This window comes from Delftia sp. NA_296.1 (assembly GCF_052692095.1).
The window spans coordinates 1-22,403 of sequence record NZ_JBQZGF010000011.1; the positions used below are offsets into that span (position 1 = coordinate 1).

16 protein-coding genes are annotated in these 22,403 nt (G+C 69.6%); 6 read left to right on the forward strand and 10 right to left on the reverse strand.

The genetic code is table 11. The annotated features are described in order from the left end of the window. Window positions 1-608: 608 nt before the first annotated feature. Window positions 609-2,519 carry a bifunctional metallophosphatase/5'-nucleotidase gene (locus tag ACUTR7_RS23680; protein WP_445609954.1) on the reverse strand — a complete coding sequence of 637 codons (1,911 nt, stop codon included), beginning with the start codon at window positions 2,517-2,519 and terminating at the stop codon, window positions 609-611. A gap of 148 nt (window positions 2,520-2,667) precedes the next feature. Between ACUTR7_RS23680 and ACUTR7_RS23685 the strand changes: the two genes are divergently transcribed. After that, window positions 2,668-5,187: a heavy metal translocating P-type ATPase gene (locus ACUTR7_RS23685; protein ID WP_445609955.1), complete on the forward strand. Its 2,520-nt coding sequence runs from the start codon at window positions 2,668-2,670 to the stop codon at window positions 5,185-5,187. 13 nt (window positions 5,188-5,200) lie between these two features. On the opposite strand, the gene ACUTR7_RS23690 is transcribed toward ACUTR7_RS23685, so the two are convergent. The 3 genes from ACUTR7_RS23690 to ACUTR7_RS23700 form a co-directional block, all read right to left on the reverse strand. Further along, on the reverse strand, window positions 5,201-5,905 hold the full coding sequence (locus ACUTR7_RS23690; protein WP_034364447.1) for a riboflavin synthase: 705 nt from the start codon (window positions 5,903-5,905) through the stop codon (window positions 5,201-5,203). A 100-nt stretch (window positions 5,906-6,005) separates the two neighbouring features. Further along, window positions 6,006-6,881, reverse strand: a complete 876-nt coding sequence (locus ACUTR7_RS23695; RefSeq protein ID WP_445609956.1) for a hypothetical protein — start codon at window positions 6,879-6,881, stop codon at window positions 6,006-6,008. A gap of 155 nt (window positions 6,882-7,036) precedes the next feature. Next, on the reverse strand, window positions 7,037-7,186 hold the full coding sequence (locus ACUTR7_RS23700; RefSeq protein WP_013800628.1) for a hypothetical protein: 150 nt from the start codon (window positions 7,184-7,186) through the stop codon (window positions 7,037-7,039). Between the two features lie 196 nt (window positions 7,187-7,382). On the opposite strand from ACUTR7_RS23700, the gene ACUTR7_RS23705 reads away from it, so the two are divergent. Genes ACUTR7_RS23705 through ACUTR7_RS23715 form a run of 3 tightly spaced genes read left to right on the forward strand, consistent with a single transcriptional unit; the run spans window position 7,383 to window position 12,845 of the window. Further along, window positions 7,383-8,066: a DUF2760 domain-containing protein gene (locus ACUTR7_RS23705; RefSeq protein WP_034397107.1), complete on the forward strand. Its 684-nt coding sequence runs from the start codon at window positions 7,383-7,385 to the stop codon at window positions 8,064-8,066. A 2-nt stretch (window positions 8,067-8,068) separates the two neighbouring features. Then, window positions 8,069-9,934, forward strand: a complete 1,866-nt coding sequence (locus ACUTR7_RS23710) for an Hsp70 family protein (protein WP_445609957.1) — start codon at window positions 8,069-8,071, stop codon at window positions 9,932-9,934. 58 nt (window positions 9,935-9,992) lie between these two features. Continuing rightward, window positions 9,993-12,845 (forward strand): Hsp70 family protein, encoded by a 2,853-nt coding sequence (locus tag ACUTR7_RS23715; protein WP_445609958.1) that lies wholly within the window; start codon window positions 9,993-9,995, stop codon window positions 12,843-12,845. A 93-nt stretch (window positions 12,846-12,938) separates the two neighbouring features. Here the strand turns inward: ACUTR7_RS23715 and ACUTR7_RS23720 are convergent, their stop codons facing one another. Beyond that, on the reverse strand, window positions 12,939-14,873 hold the full coding sequence (locus ACUTR7_RS23720) for a trypsin-like peptidase domain-containing protein (protein WP_445609959.1): 1,935 nt from the start codon (window positions 14,871-14,873) through the stop codon (window positions 12,939-12,941). Window positions 14,874-15,076: 203 nt separating this feature from the next. Here ACUTR7_RS23720 and ACUTR7_RS23725 point away from each other — a divergent pair, with 203 nt between their 5' ends. Further along, window positions 15,077-16,519, forward strand: a complete 1,443-nt coding sequence (locus ACUTR7_RS23725; RefSeq protein ID WP_012207514.1) for an NAD-dependent succinate-semialdehyde dehydrogenase — start codon at window positions 15,077-15,079, stop codon at window positions 16,517-16,519. Window positions 16,520-16,576: 57 nt separating this feature from the next. Here the strand turns inward: ACUTR7_RS23725 and ACUTR7_RS23730 are convergent, their stop codons facing one another. From ACUTR7_RS23730 to ACUTR7_RS23745, 4 genes are all read right to left on the reverse strand, one after another. Then, window positions 16,577-17,110, reverse strand: a complete 534-nt coding sequence (locus tag ACUTR7_RS23730) for a GNAT family N-acetyltransferase (RefSeq protein WP_202758550.1) — start codon at window positions 17,108-17,110, stop codon at window positions 16,577-16,579. Window positions 17,111-17,191: 81 nt separating this feature from the next. Next, entirely contained in the window at window positions 17,192-19,177 is a 1,986-nt protein-coding gene (locus ACUTR7_RS23735; RefSeq protein WP_445609960.1) for an FUSC family protein, read from the reverse strand. After that, window positions 19,174-19,635 carry a MarR family winged helix-turn-helix transcriptional regulator gene (locus tag ACUTR7_RS23740; protein WP_012207511.1) on the reverse strand — a complete coding sequence of 154 codons (462 nt, stop codon included), beginning with the start codon at window positions 19,633-19,635 and terminating at the stop codon, window positions 19,174-19,176. Before ACUTR7_RS23740 ends, ACUTR7_RS23735 begins: the two co-directional genes overlap by 4 nt. A 155-nt stretch (window positions 19,636-19,790) precedes the next feature. Beyond that, window positions 19,791-20,876: a YeiH family protein gene (locus ACUTR7_RS23745; RefSeq protein ID WP_096914032.1), complete on the reverse strand. Its 1,086-nt coding sequence runs from the start codon at window positions 20,874-20,876 to the stop codon at window positions 19,791-19,793. A 132-nt stretch (window positions 20,877-21,008) separates the two neighbouring features. On the opposite strand from ACUTR7_RS23745, the gene ACUTR7_RS23750 reads away from it, so the two are divergent. After that, window positions 21,009-21,914 carry a LysR family transcriptional regulator gene (locus ACUTR7_RS23750; protein WP_043822067.1) on the forward strand — a complete coding sequence of 302 codons (906 nt, stop codon included), beginning with the start codon at window positions 21,009-21,011 and terminating at the stop codon, window positions 21,912-21,914. Window positions 21,915-21,920: 6 nt separating this feature from the next. On the opposite strand, the gene ACUTR7_RS23755 is transcribed toward ACUTR7_RS23750, so the two are convergent. Next, window positions 21,921-22,403 (reverse strand): CreA family protein, encoded by a 483-nt coding sequence (locus ACUTR7_RS23755; protein WP_180318779.1) that lies wholly within the window; start codon window positions 22,401-22,403, stop codon window positions 21,921-21,923.

The window sequence follows — 22,403 nt, forward strand, 5'->3', positions numbered from 1 at the left end:
CCCTTCGCTTCGCTGCGGGCGACCTGCGTTGGGCGGGATGCGGGGTGCGCCGTGAAACTCGTTGCGCGCTGCGCGCTTCACTCAAACATCACGGCGAGCTAGACAACGAAGCAAGCCTGTCCTTCGGCAGGCTTGCCACCCCGCATCCCGCCCAACGCAGGCGTGGGCAGAAGGGGGGAGGCTGGGGAACAGCCAACAGCCAACAGCCAACAGCCAACAGCCAACACCCGGCGCCATCGCTCCGCTCGGCTTCAAACCAGGGGCCGAGCGAAGCGAAGGCCCGTACCAACTCCCCGTATGTCAGCGCCTGCGGCGTGGTGGTTGCGGGGTTGCAGTCCTGCCGAAGGACAGGACTGCTTCGTGATCTGACTCGCTGCGGTTGTCTGAGCGGAGTTCACGCAGTGAACGCAGCGAGTTCCGCAGCGAACCCCGCAACCGCCACGACGCAGGTTGCCCCGCAGCGAAGCGAAGGGGTCGCGGACATCCGGGTCGCCTTTGCTTTGCCTACTTTCCTTTGGCGAAACAAAGGAAAGTAGGTCGGCCGCCGGGCCGAGACCCGGCCTCGAAAAACACCCCCCGGCAGGGTCTCAAAAAAGAGCGTGAACTAATCAGCGCCCACCCTGAAAACTACGCGTGCTGTACAGATCCGCCGGCAGCCGCGACAGCAGCGGCAGACCAGACACCGCATCCACCGGCTGCCTCTCGATGTAGTTGAAGAACACATCGGAATCGAGCACGCCAATGTCCAGACGGCGCGCATCAGGCACGGCCGCCAGCGTTTTGTAGCCATCGCCACCCGTGGCATTGAAGCTCAGCACGAACAGCTTGTACGTGCGCGCCGTATCCAGCGGCTTCCACGTCTTGCTCGCGTTGTCATACACCTCGATGCCCGACACGCGCTGGCCGGCCGCCGCTGCCGCATTCACGTCAAAGCGCAGGCCGCCCGTGTAGGGGTAGGGGCCGGTTGTGCCGCTGGGGCCATACACGGCCTGCAGGCCGTCTTCGAGCATGCCCTTGACTTCCGTGCCGGTGATGTCCAGGCGGAACAGCTTGTTGCCGAAGGGCAGGACCTGGATGACCTGGGCGGCCGTGGTCTGGCCCAGCAGCGGGATGCGCACGCCGCCGCCGCTTTGCAGGGTGATGTCTGCGCCGCCGTAGTGGCGGTTGGCTTCTTCCAGGTAGGCCTGGGCCACGAGCTGCTGGATGTCGCCGCCGCGCACGCTGACGCTGCCTTCGGCATTGCAGGCGGCGCTGGACTGGCTGTAGTTCATGGTGCCGACGCCGCCGGGCACGCGGCGCGAGCACAGTTCCTGGGGCACGGTGGCGACCTGCTTGAGGTTGAACTGGGCGACCTTGTCCTTGAACGGCTGCAGCGCGGCGGTGGCCTTGGCCGAGGGCGTGGTCACGCGCAGCACGCCGGTGGCGGCGGCACTGGCCTTGAGAGCGGTCTTTTGCGCATCGGTGGCGGCCTTGCCGGCGATGGTGAAGCTGTCGCCGATCAGCACATGGGGCGTGCCCGTGCACTGGGTGACGCGGCCGTCGGCGTCGAACTGGACCTTGAGGTCGCCGACGACCTGGGCGTACTCCCAGGCCTGGACCACGCAGACGGGGCTGCCGTCCTTGTCGGCCAGGCGCGTGGGGTAGGCGCCGCCGGGCGTGCCCACGCCCGTGGTGTTGAGCACGTCGGGGCCGAGCAGGGTGTGCGAGTCGCCGCCCACGACCACGTCCACGCCGCTGAGCTTGGGCACGATCTGGCGGTCGTACTCATAGCCCACATGGCTCATGACGATGATCTTGTTGATGCCCTTGGCGCGCAGCGCGTCGATTTCGCGCTGGGCCGCCGTGGCCTCGTCCTCGAAGGTGGTGTCGGCATCGGCGCTGGACGATGCCTTGGTCTTGCCCGCAATGGTCAGGCCGACGATGCCGATCTTCTGGCCGCCGCGCTCCACCACGGTGGAGGGGTTCACATAGCCGGGCGCCTTGGCCGCGTTCAGGGCCGAGTTGGCGCCAAAGCGCACGTTGGCGCTGAGCACGGGCGTCTTGCAGGTGCCGGCGCGCAGGCGGTCCAGGAAGGACTTGAGGCCGCTGTCGCCCTTGTCGAACTCGTGGTTGCCCAGCGTGAAGGCGTCAAAGCAGACGGTGTTCATGAGGGCGGCATCGGCCTCGCCGTCGGCGCCTGCACGGTTGAAGTAAAGCGTGCCGGTGAGCGCGTCGCCGGCGTGCAGCTTGAGCACGTTGGGCGACTGCGCGGCCAGCTCCTCGATGGCCTGGGTCACGCGCGCAAAGCCTGCGGCGTCCACGGCCACGGCTTCGGCCTTGCCCGTGCCGGCGTCCAGCTGCAGGGTCTTGCTCTTGGACTCCAGCGTGGAGTGGTGATCGTTGATGTGCAGAATGCGCAGCTCCAGCGGCTGGCCTGCGGGCGTGTCGTTGCCGGAGCCGCCGCAACCGGCGATCAGGGCGGAGGCAGCCAGGGCCACGGCCAGCGGGCGCAGGGCGGGGCGATGGGAGGTCAAGGACATGAACGGGTTCTCTCTGTATCGGTTTGTCACGGCCGCCGATGCTGGGCAAGGCTGATGACACGGCGATGAAATCGCCTTGCACGGGGCTTGACCTTGACATGGTGGCAATCTCTAAAGTGCCTGCATGCGAGAACAAAGGAGTCAGGCAATGAATGCATCGACCAAGGCCGGCATGGCCATAGACCTGCCCGTTCAGGGCATGACCTGCGCCTCCTGCGTGGGGCGTGTGGAACGCGCGCTCAAGAAGCTGCCGGGCGTGCAGGAGGCCGTGGTCAACCTGGCCACCGAAAAGGCCAGCATCCGCTTCGAGGGCGCGGCCGATCTGCCGGCCGCCATTGCAGCCATCGAGAAGGCCGGCTACGAGGTGCCCCAGTCCAGCGTGGAACTGGAGGTGGAGGGCATGACCTGCGCCTCCTGCGTGGGCCGCGTGGAGCGTGCGCTGAAAAAGGTGGAGGGCGTGCAATCGGCCAGCGTGAACCTGGCCACCGAGCGTGCGCTGGTGACGCTGGCGGGCAGCGTGGACATGGCGGCCCTGGTGGCTGCGGTACAGAAGGCAGGCTACGAAGCGCGTCCGCTGGGCGCCAGCGCGAACCCGGCCAGTGAAGGCGGCGCTGCGCAGTCGCCGGCCGAAGACGGCACGGAGCAGCGCCAGGCGCGCGAGCGGGCCTCGCTCAAGCGCTCGCTGGTCGTGGCCACGGTGTTCGCGCTGCCGGTGTTCGTGCTGGAGATGGGCGGCCACATGGTGCCGGCCTTCCACCACTGGGTGGGTCAGGCCATCGGCACGCAGAACAGCTGGTACCTGCAGTGCCTGCTGTCGGCCATCGTGCTGTTCGGGCCGGGCCTGCGCTTCTTCCAGAAGGGCATTCCCGCGCTGCTGCGCGGCGCGCCCGACATGAATTCGCTGGTGGCCGTGGGCACCTCGGCGGCGTTTGCCTATTCGCTGGTGGCCACCTTCGTGCCGCAGTGGCTGCCGGCCGGCACGGTGAATGTGTATTACGAGGCGGCGGCCGTGATCGTGGCGCTGATCCTGCTGGGCCGCTTCATGGAGGCGCGCGCCAAGGGCAATACCTCCGAAGCCATCCGCCGCCTGGTGCGCCTGCAGGCCAAGACGGCGCGCGTGCGCAAGGATGGCGCCGTGCAGGAAGTGGACATCGCCGCCGTGCGTGCGGGCGACACCATCGAGGTGCGGCCCGGCGAGCGCATTCCCGTCGATGGCGAGGTCATCGAGGGCAGCAGCTTCGTCGATGAATCCATGATCAGCGGCGAGCCCGTGCCGGTCGAGAAAACCCCGGGTGCCGAACTGGTCGGCGGCACGGTGAACCAGAACGGCGCGCTGGCCTTTCGCGCCACCAAGGTGGGCGCGGACACGCTGCTGGCGCAGATCATCCGCATGGTCGAGCAGGCCCAGGGCTCCAAGCTGCCCATACAGGCGCTGGTGGACCAGGTCACCATGTGGTTCGTGCCGGCCGTGATGGCCGTGGCCCTGCTGACCTTCGGCGCCTGGCTGGCCTGGGGGCCGTCGCCCGCACTGAGCTTTGCGCTGGTCAATGCCGTGGCCGTGCTCATCATCGCCTGCCCCTGTGCCATGGGCCTGGCCACGCCCACCTCCATCATGGTGGGCACGGGCCGGGCCGCGCAGATGGGCGTGCTGCTGCGCAAGGGCGAGGCCCTGCAGACCCTCAAGGACGCCCGCGTGGTGGCCGTGGACAAGACCGGCACGCTGACGCGCGGCCGCCCCGAGCTGACCGACCTGGTGCTGGCCCCCGGCTTCGAGGGCGAGCGCAGCCGCGTGCTGGCGCTGGTGGCGGCCGTGGAGGACCGCTCCGAGCACCCGATTGCACGCGCCATCGTGGATGCTGCCAAGGCCGAGGATCTGCCGCTGGGTGCTGTTGATCGCTTTGAATCGGTGACAGGCTTTGGCGTGCGCGCCCAGGTGGACGGCGTGCGCGTGGAGATCGGTGCCGACCGCTTCATGCGCGAATTGGGCCTGCAGGTGGACACGCTGGCAGACGAGGCCGCGCGCCTGGGCGACGAAGGCAAGACGCCGCTGTATGCCGCGTTGGACGGACGCCTGGCCGCCATGATCGCCGTGGCCGATCCCATCAAGGACAGCACGCCGGCCGCCATTGCCGCCCTGCACGCCTTGGGCCTGAAGGTGGCCATGATTACCGGCGACAACCGCCGCACGGCCGAGGCCATTGCGCGGCAGCTGGGCATCGACGAGGTGGTGGCCGAGGTGCTGCCCGGCGGCAAGGTCGATGCCGTCAAGCGCCTGAAGGCCGAACACGGCACGCTGGCCTATGTAGGCGACGGCATCAACGACGCGCCGGCCCTGGCCGAGGCCGATGTGGGCCTGGCCATCGGCACGGGCACGGACATCGCCATCGAGGCGGCCGACGTGGTGCTGATGTCGGGCGACCTGGGCGGCGTACCCAATGCGATCGCGCTGTCCAAGGCCACCATGGCCAACATCCGGCAGAACCTGTTCTGGGCCTTTGCCTACAACGTGGCCCTGATCCCCGTGGCCGCGGGGCTGCTGTTCCCCGTCAACGGCACGCTGCTGTCGCCCGTGTTCGCGGCCGGGGCCATGGCGCTGTCCAGCGTCTTCGTGCTCAGCAACGCGCTGCGCCTGCGGCGTTTCAGTCCGCCGCTGGCGGCGGGGCGTTGAACGACGAAGGCAGTCAGCCGGGCAGCTTGGGGACGTCTATGAAGTCGTCCAGGCTCAGGCCTTTTTCCTTGAGCAAGGCTTCTAGCACGGGCTGCAGGCGGCCCAGGCTTTGCTGCACGGTCTCGCGCACCGTGTCCACCACGACCTGGGTGCTGCGGTCGATCTCCACATTGAGCAGGTCGCCCACGCCCTTGGACTCGAACACGGTCATGCGGCGCGTCTCGGGGATCAGCCACACCTCGAACCAGCCCGCCTGGCGGTCCACCTCGGACACCGTGAGGCTGGCGCCGTTGATGGCGATGTAGCCCTTGGCGAACACATAGTGGCGAAAGCCCTCGGGAATGCCGAAGCGGATGCGGTGGTTGGTGTCGCTGGAGGCCACTTCCAGCACGGGCGAGGTGAAATCCACATGGCCCGACAGCGGATGACCGCCGATCTCGGCGCCATCCTTTGCCGCGCGCTCCACATTGACGCGCCCGCCCTCGGCATAGCCGCCCAGCGTGGTGATGTTCAGGCTTTGCAGCATCACATCGAACGTGGCGCGCGTGGGCGAGAGGATCTCGGTCACCGTCAGGCACACGCCGTCGGTGGAGACGCTGGCGCCGATGGCCAGGTCCTGGCAGAAGCCTTCGGGAAAGTCGAGGGTGAAGGTGCGCAGGCCGTTCTGGTCGCGCAGCGCGGCAATGCTTGCCACGGCCTGGATGATGCCGGTGAACACGATGTGGGATTCCTTGGAGCCGCCCGGTCGGCGGCGAAGCGGGTATTTTGCATCGCGGCGCTGCGCTGCGGGGGCGCAGGCCGGCGTGTCCCTGCGGGCATCAGGCCGGTGCCGCTGCCTCTTCCCACCAGCCGCTGAGCAGGGCTGGGGGCCGCTGCGCCGCATGCACCCAGGCACAGGACGGCCAGGCATCCTGCTGCACGTTCATGCCCGCATAGATGCCGTAGCCGGGGCCGGCCGCGATCTCGCCTTCGGCATGCAGGGTCTCGCCCGCGCGGATGCTGCAGGCCGCACGGATGTCGCCCAGCGCGCGCATGCCCCAGTCCACCTCGATGTGGCTGCCGCCTTCCACGTCGGCGCCAGCGTACAGGCCGTGGCCCAGCTCGATCAGGCCGCTGGCGCGGATGCTGCCGCCCGCGCGCAGGCCCTTGCCGCAGCGGATGGCGCCCTGCACCTCGATGTCCTGGCCAGCCTGTGCCCCTCCGCCCAGGCGCAGGTCGGCGCCGCAGCGCAGCTCCCAGCCGGCGCGCACGTCTTCGGCGCGCAGTTCCTCGTGCACGTCCACGCTCCAGGCGGCCTTGACCAGGCCGCCGGCCTGCAGCGGGCCGCTGCAGAAGATGGCGCCGCCGCTGTGCAGGTCCTGGCCGGCCTCGATGCGGCCGGCGTGGATGCCGGCGCCGACCTGCAGCGTGCGGCCCACGGCCAGCAGGCCGGGCACGCGCAGCTCGCCATGCACGACGACGCTGCCCGCGAACACCAGGGCATCGGCCTCCAGGTGATCGACCTCCAGCATGGCATCGGTGGGGCCGAACTGGTTCATGAGCCAGCGCGCATCCTCGACGCGGCCATCGCCCACCAGGGCGTCGAGCACGCGCTGGTAGTCGTTGCCGTCATGGCGGTTGCGCACGAACCAGCGAAAGCCCGCCGCGCAGGGGCTTTTGGCACGCAGAAAGTTTTGGGAGAGTTCCATGTCCATCATCGGCTCCGGGGTCAAGGCGGCTGCGCCATGCGGCGGCGCGGCCGAAAAGGCGTGCAGGCCAGGGAGATGCGGGGCGTGGGCCGGCAGCTCCTGGCATGCGCTTCGCATGCGGGATTCGCTGCGGGGGCCGTGCGGGAAGCTGGGGGTGGACCTCAGGCTTTCCGCACGGCGGCGGAAAGCAGGGCCGTGAAGCCGCACAGGCTGATGAAGGCCGTGGGCACGCCGTGCACGCGCTGCGGCCGCTGCGCGCGCAAGGCGGTGCAGCGGGTCGGGGCGTGGCGGAAAAGGCGTGTATGGGCCATGGACAGGGGCAGGAGCAGCCGCGATTATGCCGCGAGGCCATTTGCGCACGGGGGCATGGGGCCGTGTACAGGACGGGGCTTCGTTGCTTTGGGTAACATCACGGACCCTGCGGGCGCCCGGTGGAGGACCATCGGCGCCCGGTTGCCCTGCTGCGCGGCGATCGGCCCGGCAGGGTCCTCTCGCCAAGAGAAGCCCATGAATTCCAAGACTCCCCCCTCGTTCCTGAGCCGCATCGCCATCGCGATCGGCAGTTTCTTCGCCATCCTCGGCAACGGCCCCCTGGCCGCCGATGTGTCCCGCCTGCGCGACGGCGAGCCGCTGGCCGCCGACGTGCCGCCGCCCGCACCCAAGGAGGTGCGCGTGGAGGTGCCCGTGGACCGGATCGTCGAGGTCCGTGTCGAGGTGCCTGTCGAAAAGGTGGTCGAGAAAGTGGTTGAAAAGCGTGTCGAGGTGCCGGTCGAGAAGATCGTCGAAAAGACCATCGTGGAGCCGGCCGCACCCGCTGGCACCGCCGCCCTGCAGCTGCTGGGCCTGCTGCAGCGCGAGGCGCGCTTCGTGGACTTCGTGCAGGAAGACGTGGCCGGCTATGCCGACGCCGAGATCGGCGCCGCTGCGCGCGTGGTGCACGAAGGCTGCCGCAAGGTGCTGCGCGAGCATTTCAGCATCGCCCCCGTGCGTGCCGAGGCCGAAGGCAGCCGCGTCACGCTGGCCGCAGGCTTTGATGCCGCCGCCGTGCGCCTGACGGGCAACGTGGTCGGCCAGGCACCCTTCACGGGCACGCTGGGCCACCGCGGCTGGCGCGTGGACGATGTCCGCCTGCCCCAGCTCACCGATCACAAGGCCGCCGCCATCGTGGCCCAGGCCGAGGTGGAGCTGTGAGCATGGACCAGTCCCGTCAATCCTCTCAGGCGCGCTACAGCATCGGCATCGACCTGGGCACCACGCATTGCGCGCTCTCCTACGTGGACCGCCAGGCCAGCGATGGCGAGAAGGTGGAGCAGGGCGTGCTGGACATTCCCCAGCTCACCGGCCCCTCCAGCGTGGAGGCGCGCCCGCTGCTGCCGTCCTTCCTTTACCTGCCGCATGAAAGCGAGCTGACTGCGGCCGACATGGCCCTGCCCTGGGGCGCCAGCCAGGACTTCGTGGTGGGCGAGTTCGCGCGATCGCGCGGCGCGGCCACGCCGATCCGGCTGGTGTCCAGCGCCAAGAGCTGGCTGTGCCATCCGGGCGTGGACCGCCGCTCGCCCCTGCTGCCGGCCGATGCGCCCGAGGAGGTGCACCGCGTCTCGCCCCTGACCGCCTCCATCCGCTACCTGTCGCACCTGCGCTGGGCCTGGGAGCAGGCCCATCCCGAGGCGCCGTTCGACGCCCAGGACGTGACGGTGACCATTCCCGCCTCGTTCGACCCGGCCGCGCGCGAGCTGACGGCCGAGGCCTGCCGCGCCGCGGGCTTCCAGAAGCTCACGCTGCTGGAGGAACCCCAGGCTGCGCTGTACAGCTGGATCCAGGCCAGCGGCGGCCAGTGGCGCAAGCAGGTGCAAAGCGGCGAGATCATCCTCGTCGTGGACGTGGGCGGCGGCACCACCGACCTGTCGCTGATCGCCGTGCTGGAAAAGGACGGCGGCCTGGAGCTGCAGCGCGTGGCCGTGGGCGAGCACATCCTGCTGGGCGGCGACAACATGGACCTGGCCCTGGCCTACGGCGTGGCGCGCAAGCTGGCCCAGGAGGGCAAGCAGCTCGACGCCTGGCAGACCCGCGCCCTGGCCCATGGCTGCCGCCAGGCCAAGGAGCAACTGCTGGCCGATGCCACGCTGCAGTCCGTGCCCGTGGTCGTGCCCAGCCGGGGCAGCAAGCTCATCGGCGGCAGCATCCGCACCGAGGTCACGCGTGACGAGGTGCTGCAGATGCTGGTGGAAGGCTTCTTCCCGCGCGCAGCCGTCGCCGACAAGCCCCAGACCCGCGCGCGCGCCGCGCTGACCCAGCTGGGCCTGCCGTATGCGCAGGACGCGGCCGTCACGCGCCACCTGGCGGCCTTCCTCTCGCGCCAGGCCGGCGCCACCGAGCAGATCGAAGGCCTCAAGGGCACGCAGCCCGAGGGCGCGTCCTTCCTGCATCCCTCGGCCATCCTGTTCAACGGCGGCGTGCTCAAGGCGCCGCAGATCGAGCAGCGCATCCTGGAAGTCGTCAACGGCTGGCTGGCCGGCGAGGGCGCGCAACCCGCGCGCCTGCTGGATGGCGCCAACCTGGACCTGGCCGTGGCGCGCGGCGCCGCCTACTTCGGCCATGTGGCGGCTGCGGGCCGTGGCGTGCGCATCCGTGGCGGCACGGCGCAGAGCTATTACGTGGGCGTGGAAAGCAACATGCCCGCCATCCCCGGCATGGAGCCGCCCATCTCGGCCCTGTGCCTGGCGCCCTTCGGCATGGAAGAGGGCACCGAGGTGGCGCTGGACACCCAGGAATTCGGCCTGGTCGTGGGCGAGCCCGTGCGCCTGCGCTTTTTCGGCTCCTCCGTGCGCCGCGCCGACCAGGTCGGCACCGTGCTGGACTTCTGGGGTCCCGAGGAACTGGTCGAGCTGCAGGAAATCGAGGCCCACCTGCCCGCCGAAGGCCGTGCGCCCGGCGAGATCGTGCCCGTCACCCTGCATGCGCGCGTGACCGACATCGGCACGCTGGAGCTCAACGCCGTGCCCGTGGGTGGCGACGAACGCTGGAAGGTGGAGTTCGACGTGCGGGCCGATGTAGCGTAGCCCGTCCCGGCGGCAGGCCCGGTCCGGGCCGCGCACCGTGCCCTGTATGACTGCCGATATGCCTGATACTGCCGCCCCCGCCTCCGCCGCCCCCTTCGCTCCCGACGCCGCCCACATCGTGGGCATCGACCTGGGCACCAGCCACACCGTGGTGGCGCATGTGCCCGTGGGCGGCACGGCGGCCGACATCGCCTTGCTGCCCGTGGCGCAGCGCGTCTCGGCTGGCGAGGTGGCGGCCCAGGTGCTGCTGCCCTCGGCGCGCTACCAGGCGGCGCCCGGCGAACTGGGCGATGCCTGGCAGCAGCCCTGGGCGGCACTGGGCGCCAATGCGCAAGCGCCCGCCGTCAATGGCCGCTGGGCGCGTGACCTGGGCGCGGCCGTGCCGTCGCGCCTGGTGGCCAGCGCCAAAAGCTGGCTCTCGCATGCGGGCGTGGACCGCACGGCGGCCATCCTGCCCTGGGGTGCGCCTGAAGAGGTGGCCCGGCTGTCTCCGCTGCAGGCCTCGGCCAGCTACCTGGACCATGTCCGGCAGGCCTGGGACCGAACGCACCCCGGCGCGCCGCTGCGGGACCAACTGGTCGTGCTGACCGTGCCGGCCTCGTTCGACGAAGGCGCGCGCGCACTGACGCTGGAGGCCGCGCAACTGGCCGGCCTGCCTGCGGTGCAATTGCTGGAGGAACCCAAGGCCGCCTTCCACGACTGGCTGGTGCTGCAGGGCGAGCATCTGGCCGCCGAGCTGGCGCACTGCCGCCTGGTGCTGGTGGTGGATGTGGGCGGCGGCACCACCGACCTGACCCTGATCCGCGTGCAGCCCGGTGAAGCTGGAGGCCTGCCCGTGCTGACACGCACGGCCGTGGGCGAGCACCTGATGCTGGGCGGCGACAACATGGACCTGGCGCTGGCCCATCGGCTGGAGCCGCAGTTCGCCCCGCCCGGCGAGCGCCTGCCCGCCGCACGCTTCGCCCAACTGGTGCAGCGCTGCCGCATGGCCAAGGAACAGTTGCTGGCCAGCGAGGCGCCCGAGTCCGTGGCCGTGACCCTGCTGGGCGGCGGATCGAAGCTGCTGGCGCAGACGCGCACGGCCATGCTGCGCCGCGACGAGGTGCGCGAGGCCGTGGTCGAAGGCTTCATGCCGCTGGCCGGCCTGCAGGATCTGCCCACCCGGCGCCAGGGCGCTTTGCGCGGCCTGGGGCTCCCATATCCTGCCGATGCGGCGATCACGCGGCACCTGGCGCAGTTCCTCGCGCAGCACGCGGCTGGGGATTTGCCCGATGCGGTCCTGCTCAATGGCGGCGTCTTCCACGCCCATGCGCTGGCCCAGCGGCTGGTGGCGCAACTGCAGGCCTGGCGCGGCCAGCCGCTGCGCCTGCTGCACAACCCGCATCCCGACTGGGCCGTGGCACGCGGCGCGGCGGCGCATGGCCTGGCCATGCATGTCCAGAGCCGTCCGTCTGAGGATCTGCCGGAATCGGAAGATGCCCGGACTGTGCCCGCCCCGGTACCGCGCATCGGCGGTGGCTCGCCGCGCAGCTACTGGCTGGTCCTGCCTGAGAAGGCGGGTGCCGCACCACAGGGCATCTGCCTGCTGCCGCGCGGCACGGAAGAGGGCGTGCGCATCGTGCTCTCCGGCCGGCGCTTTGCGCTGCGCCTGGGCCAGGCCGTGCGCTTTTCCCTGGTGGCCAACAGCCTGGCCGCCGCGCCTGCGCAGGCCGGCCGCATCGCGGCGCTCGACGGCGAGGGCTGGGTCGAGCTGCCCGCCCTGTCCACCGTGCTGCCTGCGCCCGAGGGCCGGGACAAGGCCCAGGTCGAGGTGCAACTGCAGGCCTGCATGACCGAGGTCGGCACGCTGGAGGTGCGCTGCGTGGCCGCCGACGATGCGCAGCGCCAGTGGCTGCTGCCGTTCAGCGTGCGCGGTGCGCTGGCCGCAGATGGGCAGGACACCGGCGATCGTTCTGCCCGGCAGGGCCGGCTGGCCGACGCCGTGGCCCTGATCGAGCGCATCTTCGGCAGCCAGGCGCAGGAGGTGACGGCCAAGGAGGTCCGCCAGCTGCGCCAGTCGCTGGAGCGACGGCTGGGCCCGCGCGAGGACTGGGATCTGCCGCTGCTGCGCGCACTGTTCGACGCCCTGCTGGCCCGCGCCAGGCGCCGCCGCCGCACGGCCGAGCACGAGCGCGTCTGGCTGAACCTGGCAGGCTGGTGCCTGCGCCCCGGCGTGGGCGCCGAGCTGGACGGCTGGCGCATGCAGCAGGTCTGGCAACTGCATGGCCAGGGCCTGGGCCATGGCGGCGAGGCAGCCAACCGCACCGAATGGTGGGTGTTCTGGCGCCGCGTGGCCGCGGGCCTGGATGAGGCCCGGCAGATGGAGCTGCTGGAAGAGGTTGCCGGCCACATGCAAAAGGCCGTGCAGCAGACCACGCAGCGCAGCCAGGGGAAATCCGCCCATGGCAGCTACGACGACATGCTGCGCCTGTTCGCCGCCATGGAGGCCGTGCCCTGGCAGTACCGCCAGGAAATGGGCCAGTGGATGCTGCAGCGGCTGAAACACCCCGGTGAATCCGTGCAGACCTGGTGGGCCATAGGCCGGCTGGCCGCGCGCATGCCGCTGGCCGCCAACGCCCACCGCGTCATGCCGCCCGAGGCTGCGCAGGAGTTCCTGGACGCCACCCTGGCCCAGGACTGGCGCCGCAACGAAACCGCCATGTTCGCCGCCGTGCAGATGGCCCGCATGACGGGCGACCGTGCGCTGGACCTGTCTGATGCCCAGCGCGCCCTGGTGCTGGAGCGGTTGCGCGGCGCCGGTGCACCGCAGCGCTGGATCGACCTGGTGGAACAGGTCCAGCGGATGGACGCCCAGGATGCGAAGCGCAGCTTTGGGGATAGCCTGCCGCCGGGGCTGGTGCTGGTGGGGTGAGGGCTGTTGTCCCAAGAAGAAGGCCCCGCAGTGCGGGGCCTTCTTCTTGGGGACGCACTGCTGTGCAGTGCGCCGGTGCGGGTAGTGCTGGGCTTATTGCGATGTCCAGACGTAATAGGCGATGCCTTCGTTGCGGAAGCGGGCGAAGGTGGCAATCACATAGTCGCGTTCGCTGGCGTTGGCTGTATAGAAGTGGGCTCCGGAGTCCAGGTTGTAGAACTGGTAGACGGGCACGCTGCCTGCGACGGCATTCTTTTGTGCGTACCAGGTCGGGCCTTCGTAGATGAAACGGGCAAAGGTCTGGTGGACGTAGTCGCGAACGCTTTCACTGATGGTGTAGTAGTGCGCTCCCGAATCCTGGTTGTAGAAGCGAAAGACGGGGCTCAGGTCTTGCTGGGGCTGGGCAGAGGCATAGAAAGCCACGTTCTCGTATTGAAACTCCGGGAGCTTGGCGATCACGTAATCGCGCTCGGCAACGCTGCCTGTGTAGAAGTGGGCGCCCGTATGCGCGTTGTAGAAGCGGTATACAGGGCTGCGCGCCGTGGTCGCACTGGCTGCCAGCCATTTCTGGAGAGCGGGGTACAGCAGGTCGAAGCGCCCGTAGATCGAGGTGCCGCCAGATGCAGAGCAGGTTTGGTCGTCACCCCCATAGAGCGTGCCCGCCAGCCGTCCCTGCAGGAACAGACCCGAGCCACTGCTACCCGGCTGCGTCAGCCCCTGGTTCCAGGTCACAAGGTTGAAGCCGCCGTTGCCCTTGCTGTCGTTGGAACAAAGCATCGTGCCTTCACTCGACGGCTCGCATGCGACCGAGCCATAGACCGTGCCGAAGCTGATCTTTTGCAGGTCGCCACGGGGATGGTGTATGCCCACGACGCTGGCACCGCTCGTCAGCGTCTGCGTGGTCCAGCCGGAGAAGACTGCGCCAGCGGGAGGCGTGTCGTTGAGGCGCATCAGGGCACCGTCATAGGTTGCCGTTGCGTAGAGCAAGGTTGCGCCGTTGCGCAGAACCTTGTTCCCGGATGACAGCGTGCGGCTGTTGCACGAGGGCGTGCGATAGAACCACGAGGTCTCCAGCGTAGAAGCCACGGTCTGGCTGCTGATGCAATGGTTGGCCGTGACGAAGTAGGGGGTGCCGGAGCTCGCCGTGTCGTTGAGCAGGGTGCCCGAGCAGACATAGCCCATCCCATCCTTGATGTAGAGCATGCGGGCCACGGCGTTGCGTTGCGAGCTGTATGCGTCGTAGCAGGTGGAATCCAGTTGGCAGGGCAGGGATTCGTTGAGCTGTGCCGAGAACTGCATCTCGCCTTCCAGCGGCAGCGAGAGGTTCTCATGCACATGCATCACACGCGGGATGGCGATGCGCAACGTGTCGGCCGGGACGCCCGGGGGCAGTTCGATCTCCAGCGTCACCTCGTCGCCGCCCGTGTCGGGAGTCCACCAGGTGCGGCCGTCGGTGCCTGTGTCGCCCGCGTCCAGGTTGGCCTGCAGAACCTGCAGAATGCGCTGGCCGGCGATCTCGTAGGCGCCTGCGCGGTTTTGCTGCGCATAGACGCGCAGCAGCGCGTTGCCGGGCAACTGGTTCATTTCCACGCCCAGGCGTATGCCATAGGCGCCTTCCGAGCGCACGCTGATGGCCGCCACGCGTGCGCCGGAGGCGGTGGTGCTCCATTGCAGTTGCGATGCCAGTGCGTCCACCGTGGCCGTTTGTTCACTCAACCGCTGGGCGCCCACCTGCATTGCGCCGCCTGCCGGTGCCGATGCGGCGCGGTATTCCTTCCATGCGCCCAGTTCCACGCGCAGCGGCGTGGGGGTGACGGCCGCACGGGAAGACATGCTGCGTGAAGCCAGGAACTCCCGAGGCGTGTCCTGCGGCTGGACGCGCGAGTCCACGCTCATGCGGGGTATGAACTGCGGCGCGTCGCTGGCCGGCGCCTGTCCCCATGCCAGCCCCAGGCTGCCTGCCAGGGCGAGCGCCAGCGCGACACTGCGCAAACCCCTGCGCGCAGTGGTGTCGAAAAGATCGGTCATGAGCTCCCTCTCAACGGATTGGTGGATATTGCGAAACCCGGGCATTTTAGGTGTTGTGTGCGTGACAGCCCGGTGACGGCACCGCCGTCCGGCGCTTCCTAGAATGGTCGCTGCGCTGCAGCGGCAGCCGGGTGCGGACACTGCAAGGGCCGTGCCTGCCCCACACATCTGCCCCCTGTCATCTACCAAGGATCTGATCCAGCATGAGCCATTCCTACTCCGACACCCAACTCCTGATCGACGGCCAATGGCAGGACGCCGCCAGCGGCAGGAAGATTCCCGTGCGCAACCCGGCCAGCGGCGAAGTCATCGGCCATGTGGCCCATGCCGACGTGGCCGACCTGGACCGTGCGCTGGCCGCAGCGCAGCGCGGTTTCGAGGTCTGGCGCAATGTCTCCGCCCATGAGCGCGGCGCGGCCATGCGCCGTGCCGCCGCCCTGCTCAAGGAGCGCGCCGACGAGATTGCCGCGCTCCTGACGCAGGAGCAGGGCAAGCCCGTGGCCGAGGCCAAGGGCGAAATCCTGGCCGGCGTGGGCATCATCGAATGGTTTGCCGACGAGGCGCTGCGCGTGTACGGCCGCATCGTGCCCTCGCGCCGCCCCGAGGTGCAGCAGTTGGTGATCAAGGAGCCCGTGGGCCCCGTGGCCGCCTTCACGCCCTGGAACTTCCCCGTCAACCAGATCGTGCGCAAGATCGGCGCGGCGCTGGCCACGGGCTGCTCCTTCCTGTGCAAGGCGCCCGAGGAAACGCCGGCTGCGCCCGCAGCCCTGTTCAAGTGCTTTGTCGATGCCGGCGTGCCGGCCGGCGTGGTGGGCCTGGTGTTCGGTGATCCGGCGCAGATTTCCTCCTACCTGATCGCTCATCCCGTGATCCGCAAGGTCACGTTCACCGGCTCCACCGCAGTGGGCAAGCAGCTGGCGGCGCTGGCCGGCCAGCACATGAAGCGCTCGACCATGGAGCTGGGCGGCCACGCGCCGGTCATCGTGGCCGAGGATGCCGACGTGGCCCTGGCCGTGAAGGCCGCAGGCGCGTCCAAGTTCCGCAACGCGGGCCAGGTCTGCATCTCGCCCACGCGCTTTCTGGTGCACAACAGCGTGCGCGAGGAATTCACGCGCGCCATGGTCGCCCATGCCGAAGGCCTCAAGGTCGGCGATGGCCTGGTCCAGGGCACGCAGATGGGCCCGCTGGCCAATCCGCGCCGCGTCACGGCCTTGTCCCATCTGATCGAGGATGCGCAAAAGCAGGGCGCCAAGCTGCTCACGGGCGGTGCCTCGCTGGGCGGCGCGGGCAACTTCTTCGCTCCCACGGTGCTGGGCGACGTGCCGCTGAGCGCCGAGATCTTCAACCAGGAGCCCTTCGGCCCCGTGGCCGCGATCCGCGGCTTTGACGATCTGGGCGAGGCCATTGCCGAGGCCAACCGCCTGTCCTACGGCCTGGCGGCCTATGCGTTCACGCGCTCCATCAAGACGGCACACCAGCTGGCCCAGCAGGTCGAGACCGGCATGCTGTGGATCAACCAGCCGGCCGTGGCTTCGGCCGAGATGCCGTTCGGCGGCGTCAAGGATTCGGGCTATGGCTCCGAGGGCGGCCCCGAGGCGCTGGAGGCCTATCTGGTCGCCAAGGCCGTGTCGATCGCGGCGGTGTAAGACAGGCATCTGCCCCATGGACAAGGCCGTCCCACGCGAGTGGGACGGCCTTTGTTTTCATGGGGCGGCAACGCCCGACGTGGCGACCCCTGGTATGCGGTAGACGACGAGCACGTACTTTGAAAGGCTCTGGCGCTCAACCTCCACGCCACCCAGCCCCTGGGCAATGCGCCGGCTGGCGGTATTGGGCTCGGCCACCGGATAGCGCAAGGACTGTGGCGCAAAGGTCGCTCGGGCCCATGCTGCCAGCGCGGCCACGGCTTCGCGGCCGTAGCCCTGGCCATGCATGTCCTCGCGTATCCAGATGCCGAGCTCGGGCTCGGCGTCGCGCGCGCGGTGCAGGCCCAGCAGGCCGGTGAATCGGCCTGACGTGCGCTCGCGCAGCGTGAAGTTGAAGTCCGTGCCGGCCGCGATCTCTTGCAGCCATCCGCGCCAGACCGCCTCGAACTCGGCAGGCGTCGACGCCGGCTCGAAGGACAGGTAGCGCGTCAGTGTGGGCGTGATGCAGGCAAAGGCCTCATCGGCATCGGCGGCAGTGAAGGGGCGCAGCGCCAGGCGCTGTGAGGTGATGGTGGTGTCGCTCCACGACATGGATGCTTTCCTTGCAACAGGGGGACAGAGAGCGTGGGGCGCTGCCGGCCTGGGCTGGCCATTCTGGCATGGGTCCGTGCTTCAGCCGGCGTTGCGGAAGAAGGCTTCATGCTGCGCGATCTCATGCGAGGCATGGCGCAGCTGGCGCGCCTGGTCGGGATGGCGTTCGGCCACGCGCTGCGCCAGCGCGCGCAAAAGCGGCGGGCACTGGCCGGGCGCCTGCTGCAGCCGCTGCAGGCGCAGCAGCGCAGCGCGCACGGCGCGGGCGGTGCCGTCGCCCAGGGCCGCTTCCCCGGACAGCTGATGCAGCGCCTGGATGGCACGGCCCACATGCAGGGCGGCCAGGCCGCACTCCGCTGCCTGCGCACCCAGCTGCCCTCCGGCCTGCTCCGACATGCGCACAAGGCGCAGCAGCCGGTGGTACAGGCGGGCGCGCCAGATGCGGCCATCGCGCGCATGGCCGGGCGTGGCGGCCATGTCCTGCAGCTCGTGGACCATCATGGAGCGCAGGCTTTGCAGCCGGCCCTGCAGCGTGACCGGCAGGATGAAGCGGTAGGCCGCCCAGCCAGCCAGCGGCCCGGACACCACGGCCAACCCAAGGGCCAGCGCATGGCCGAAGCTGGCCGTCTGCGGAAAGTGGGGCTGCAGCAGGAGCAGCAGCACCATGTTGCAGTCATAGCCCGAGAGCGCGGTGCGCTGGTGCGAGAACAGCAGTGCGCCCACGTAGACAAAGGGCAGCATCAGCCACACCAGGCCCGCCTGGCTGCTGGCGAACGGCCAGACCAGCCACTGGCAGGCCAGGGCCACCAGCACGCCCATGGCCTGGCCCAGGGTCACATGGCGCATGGTGGCCGAAGGGTTCTCGAAGCCCGAGAACACGGTCAGCATGATGGACATGCCCAGCAGCATGTAGGCACCGCCGCTCCAACCCGTCACCACCCACAGCAGGCCCACGATGGCGATGGCCGCGCTGGCACGCAGCATGGCGCGGCGCGCGCCCAGCCAGTCGCTGTGCAGCACCACGGGCCATTGGCGGGCGCGGTGGCCGGGCGGCAGGGCCACGTCATGGGTGGCGGCCAGGTGGGCCTGCAGCGCAAAGCCCATCGGGGCCAGCATGTCGGCTGCACCGGGCCAGGACGCGGCGGCCTCGCGTGCGCGCACCAGGGCCGCCGCAGCCTCGTGCAATTGCACGCGGGTCTCCAGCGCCACGGCGGCTTCGCGCAGCGCCTGCGCGGCGGCCAGTGCCTGCGCCTCGCCAAAGGCCGCAGGCGGCTCCTGTGATGGTGCATCGCGCAGCCACAGCAGGGCCGAGATCTGGGCATTCATGAGCCGGCGCAGCGCGTGCACGGCCTCGCGCGAGCGCTGCGAACCGGCGGCGTGCGCGTCCAGCCCCTCCTCGATCACCGCCATGGCCAGCAGGCGGGCAGCGATCTCCTGCGAGCCCAGGGACGAACGGCCGCGCGCCTGCAGGCTGTCGGCCAAGTCGCGCAGCAGTTGCGCGAACAGCTGGCGCACCTCGGCATTGCCGGGAATGCCGCTGCCCTTGGGCGTGAACAGCCAGCCCACGAGCAGGGCTGCGAATACGCCGGTCAGCGCCGTGAACAGCCGGTCCCAGCCCAGGGCGAAGACCTGGTCGGGATGGGCGAAGTCCAGCAGCGCGACCATGGCCGCCGAATAGCCGGACAGCATGGTGCCGTAGGCCACGAAGCTGCGCTGCAGATTGCCCACGCCCGCGCACAGGCCCAGCCACACGGCCAGGCCCAACACCAGCCACAGCAGGTTTCCCTGGGCCAGCAGCACCAGGCCCACGCCCACGGCCGTGCCGGCCACGGTGCCTGCGACCCGGAAAAAGCTTTTTTCGAGCAGTTGCCCGCGCAGCGGCTGGGATGCGGCCCAGGTGGCCATGGCAGCCCACTGCGGATGCTCCAGCCCCAGCTGCCAGGCAGCCAGCAGCGCCAGGCAGGCGGCAAAGGCCGTGCGCAGATGCTGGCGCAGGCGCACCGGGTCGAAGCCCCAGCGGACCGAGGCCTGCAGCAGGCGGCCATAGGCATCGTGGAGGGCGCTCATGGCGCGCCTTCCGTGCGCAGCGCGGCCATGCGCGCCTGGATCTTGGCCATGCCGGCCAGCATGGCCTCGACCTCGGCATCGTCCAGGTCCTGCAGCATGGCCAGCTCGGCCTGCAGCATGGTGGCGCGCACGCGGTCCACGGCGCCGTTGCCTTCGTCCGTCAGGAAGATGCGCTTGCTGCGCCGGTCGCCGGGGTCGGCGCGGCGTTCCACCCAGCCGTGGCCTTCCAGAATGTCGAGCAGGCGCACCAGGCTGGAGCCGTCCAGTCCCACACGCTCGGCCAGTTCCTTTTGCGTGACGCCGTCGCCCCAGGCGCGCAGGTGGATCAGCGGTGCCCAGGTGGCATCGGTCAGGCCGTCGGCCAGCAGTTGCTCCTCGACCTGGCGGCGCCACTGGCGTACCAGGGTGACCATGAGAAAGCCGAGACGGGCGCGGGGAGGGGCAGAGGCAAAGGACATGCCTCGATTATCTTTGCAATGCAATTAATTTGCATTGCAAATTAATTGTGCCTGCAGTTGATTCAAGGGTATCCCCTTGTTCAGGGGCGGGCAGTCCATGAAAAAGGCCCTGCAAGACGATGCTTTGCAGGGCCGGTCGATGGATGCGGACGGCTTCAGAGCAGGCCCGGCACCCAGCGGTTGAAGAGCAGGCCCGCCACCAGAAGCCATGCGAACAGCAAGGCGGCCAGCAGCAGGGGCTTCGTGCCTGCGGCACGCACGGCGCGGACATGGGTGGTCAGGCCCAGGGCCGCCATGGCCACGGCCAGCAGCGCGTTGTCCAGCTGCACGCCCACCTGCACCACGGCAGCAGGCAGCACGCCCAGCGAGTTCACGCCGGCCATGGCGACGAAGCCCAGCGCGAACCACGGGATGGTGATGCGGCGCGGCTGGCCGTCGCTCACCTGGCTGCTGCGGTTGCCGCGCGCCACCGCCATGGACAGCAGCAGCAGGAAGGGGGCCAGCATCATCACGCGCACCATCTTGGAGATCACGGCCACGTCGGCGGCTTCGGGGGCAATGGCTTCGCCGGCAGCCACGACCTGGGCCACCTCGTGCACGGTGGAGCCCACGTACAGGCCGTACTGCGCAGGCGACATGTCCAGCCAGCCGTGGGCGGCGTTCCAGTGGAACAGCGCGGGATAGAGGAAGGTGCCCACGGTGCCGAAGACCACCACGGTGGCCACGGCCACGGCCACGTCTTCGGCGCGGCCCTTGATCACGGGTTCGGTGGCCAGCACGGCAGCGGCGCCGCAGATGGAGCTGCCCGCGCCGATCAGCACCGTGGTGCGCGCATCCAGCCCGAAGACGCGGCGACCCAACCACTGCGCCAGCAAGAAGGTGCTGCCCAGCACCAGGGCATCGACCACCACGCCGGCCATGCCCACATGGCCTATGTCCTGGAAGGTCAGCCGCAGGCCGTAGAGCACGATGCCCGCGCGCAGCAGGCGCTGCTTGGCCAGGCCCACGCCGGCATGGCAGCTGGGCGCCAGGCGCGGATAGACGGTGTTGCCGATGACCAGGCCGATGCAGATGGCCAGCGTCAGCGCACTCAGGCCCGAGCCGGCCAGCAGGGGCTGGCGTGCGCCCCAGGTGGCGGCTGCGGCAATGGCGCCGGCCAGCAGCAGGCCGGGCGCAAGCTCGGTCAACTGGCGCAGCCAGCCGGACGGATGGGAGGGGCGTGGGAGGGATGTGGTGTTCATGGTGCCTGCGCGCCGCGTCAGGAGCGCGGTGCATGGGAGGCACTTTAGATTTCTTGGCTATATTCGTATAACGAATAGTTTTTGTAGCACCAACCGGGGAAACAGGTTGATGCCTCGTCCAGACTGCACGCCATGCTGCACCTCACCCTGCGCCAACTTGAAATCTTCTGCGCCGTCGCCCAGGCGGGCTCCACCGTGGCCGCGGCCGACGCCGTGGCCCTGTCGCAGTCGGCCACCAGCGCCGCGCTGCAGCAGCTGGAGCAGGCCATGGGCGCCCAGCTGTTCGAGCGCGTGGGCCGGCGGCTGGCGCTCAACGACGCGGGGCGCGCCCTGCTGCCCGAGGCACTGGCGCTGCTGGAGCAGGCCAGGGGCATAGAGCAGGCGTTTTCGGTGCGGGCCGCCAGCCTGCCCGTGCGTCTGCGCGTGGCAGCCAGCACCACCATAGGCACCTATGCGCTGCCAGCCGTGCTCGCGCACCTGGCGCGCAGCCATCCGCACCTGAGCGTGGACCTGCAGATCGCCAACACGCGCGAGGTGGGCCAGGCCGTGGAATCGCTGGACGTGGACCTGGGCCTGATCGAGGGCACCAGCCACTGGCCCGGGCTGGAGGTCGAGCCCTGGATGCGCGACGAACTCGTCATCGTGGCTGCAGCACAGGACCCGCTGGTGCAGGCCGCAGGCCAGCGCCCGCTGGGCGTGGCCGCCTTGCGCGGTGCGCGCTGGCTGCTGCGCGAGCCGGGCTCGGGCACGCGCGAGATGGTGGAGCATGCCTTGCTGCCGCATCTGCACCAGTTGCCGGCCGCCGCCACGCTGGGCAGTTCGGAGGCGATTGCGCGCTGCGTGGCCCAGGGCCTGGGCGTCAGCTGCCTGTCGCGCGTGCTGGTGCAGGCCCTGGTCGCCTCGGGAGAGCTGGCCGTGCTGCCGACCACGCTGCCGCGCATGTGGCGGGATTTCTCGCTGGTGCAGCGGGCGGGCAAGCGCCGCTCGCCGGCGCTGGCGGCCTTTGTGCAGGCCTGCCGCCAACAGGCCCAGGACTGAGGCGGGTTATTTGCCCATCGGAATCGGCGTGCTGCGCGGCACGGGCACGGCCGTGACGCTGTTTTGCGGCGAGCCTTCGATCACGCGGTCCGAGTAGGTCATGTAGACCAGGGTGTTGCGCTGCGCATCGACCATGCGCACCACGCGCAGGCGCTTGAACAGCAGCGAGATGCGTTCGGTGAACACCTCGTCCTGCTGCTTGAGCGGCGCAGGGATCTGGATGGGCCCGGTCTGCACGCAGCTGATCGAGGCTTCGGCGCGGTCCTCGGCCAGGCCCAGGCCGCCCTTGATGCCGCCGGTCTTGGCGCGCGAGACGTAGCAGGTCACGCCCGCCACCTTGGGATCGTCATAGGCATCGACCACGATCTTGTGGTCCGGGCCTATGAACTTGAACACCGTGTCCACCGCGCCCACCTGCTCGGCGCGCGCACCGCAGGCGCCCAGCAGCAGCGTGGCCAGGGCGGCCGTGAGCAAGGCCCGGCCGTTCAT

What these genes read in the sequence shown, in the direction of transcription:
- ACUTR7_RS23680 (WP_445609954.1), bottom strand. Translation starts at nt 2,519, where the DNA reads ATGTCCTTGACCTCCCATCGCCCCGCCCTGCGCCCGCTGGCCGTGGCC.
- ACUTR7_RS23685 (WP_445609955.1), top strand. Translation starts at nt 2,668, where the DNA reads ATGAATGCATCGACCAAGGCCGGCATGGCCATAGACCTGCCCGTTCAG.
- ACUTR7_RS23695 (WP_445609956.1), bottom strand. Translation starts at nt 6,881, where the DNA reads ATGGACATGGAACTCTCCCAAAACTTTCTGCGTGCCAAAAGCCCCTGC.
- ACUTR7_RS23700 (WP_013800628.1), bottom strand. Translation starts at nt 7,186, where the DNA reads ATGGCCCATACACGCCTTTTCCGCCACGCCCCGACCCGCTGCACCGCC.
- ACUTR7_RS23705 (WP_034397107.1), top strand. Translation starts at nt 7,383, where the DNA reads ATGAATTCCAAGACTCCCCCCTCGTTCCTGAGCCGCATCGCCATCGCG.
- ACUTR7_RS23710 (WP_445609957.1), top strand. Translation starts at nt 8,069, where the DNA reads ATGGACCAGTCCCGTCAATCCTCTCAGGCGCGCTACAGCATCGGCATC.
- ACUTR7_RS23715 (WP_445609958.1), top strand. Translation starts at nt 9,993, where the DNA reads ATGCCTGATACTGCCGCCCCCGCCTCCGCCGCCCCCTTCGCTCCCGAC.
- ACUTR7_RS23720 (WP_445609959.1), bottom strand. Translation starts at nt 14,873, where the DNA reads ATGACCGATCTTTTCGACACCACTGCGCGCAGGGGTTTGCGCAGTGTC.
- ACUTR7_RS23725 (WP_012207514.1), top strand. Translation starts at nt 15,077, where the DNA reads ATGAGCCATTCCTACTCCGACACCCAACTCCTGATCGACGGCCAATGG.
- ACUTR7_RS23730 (WP_202758550.1), bottom strand. Translation starts at nt 17,110, where the DNA reads ATGTCGTGGAGCGACACCACCATCACCTCACAGCGCCTGGCGCTGCGC.
- ACUTR7_RS23735 (WP_445609960.1), bottom strand. Translation starts at nt 19,177, where the DNA reads ATGAGCGCCCTCCACGATGCCTATGGCCGCCTGCTGCAGGCCTCGGTC.
- ACUTR7_RS23740 (WP_012207511.1), bottom strand. Translation starts at nt 19,635, where the DNA reads ATGTCCTTTGCCTCTGCCCCTCCCCGCGCCCGTCTCGGCTTTCTCATG.
- ACUTR7_RS23745 (WP_096914032.1), bottom strand. Translation starts at nt 20,876, where the DNA reads ATGAACACCACATCCCTCCCACGCCCCTCCCATCCGTCCGGCTGGCTG.
- ACUTR7_RS23750 (WP_043822067.1), top strand. Translation starts at nt 21,009, where the DNA reads ATGCTGCACCTCACCCTGCGCCAACTTGAAATCTTCTGCGCCGTCGCC.
- ACUTR7_RS23755 (WP_180318779.1), bottom strand. Translation starts at nt 22,403, where the DNA reads ATGAACGGCCGGGCCTTGCTCACGGCCGCCCTGGCCACGCTGCTGCTG.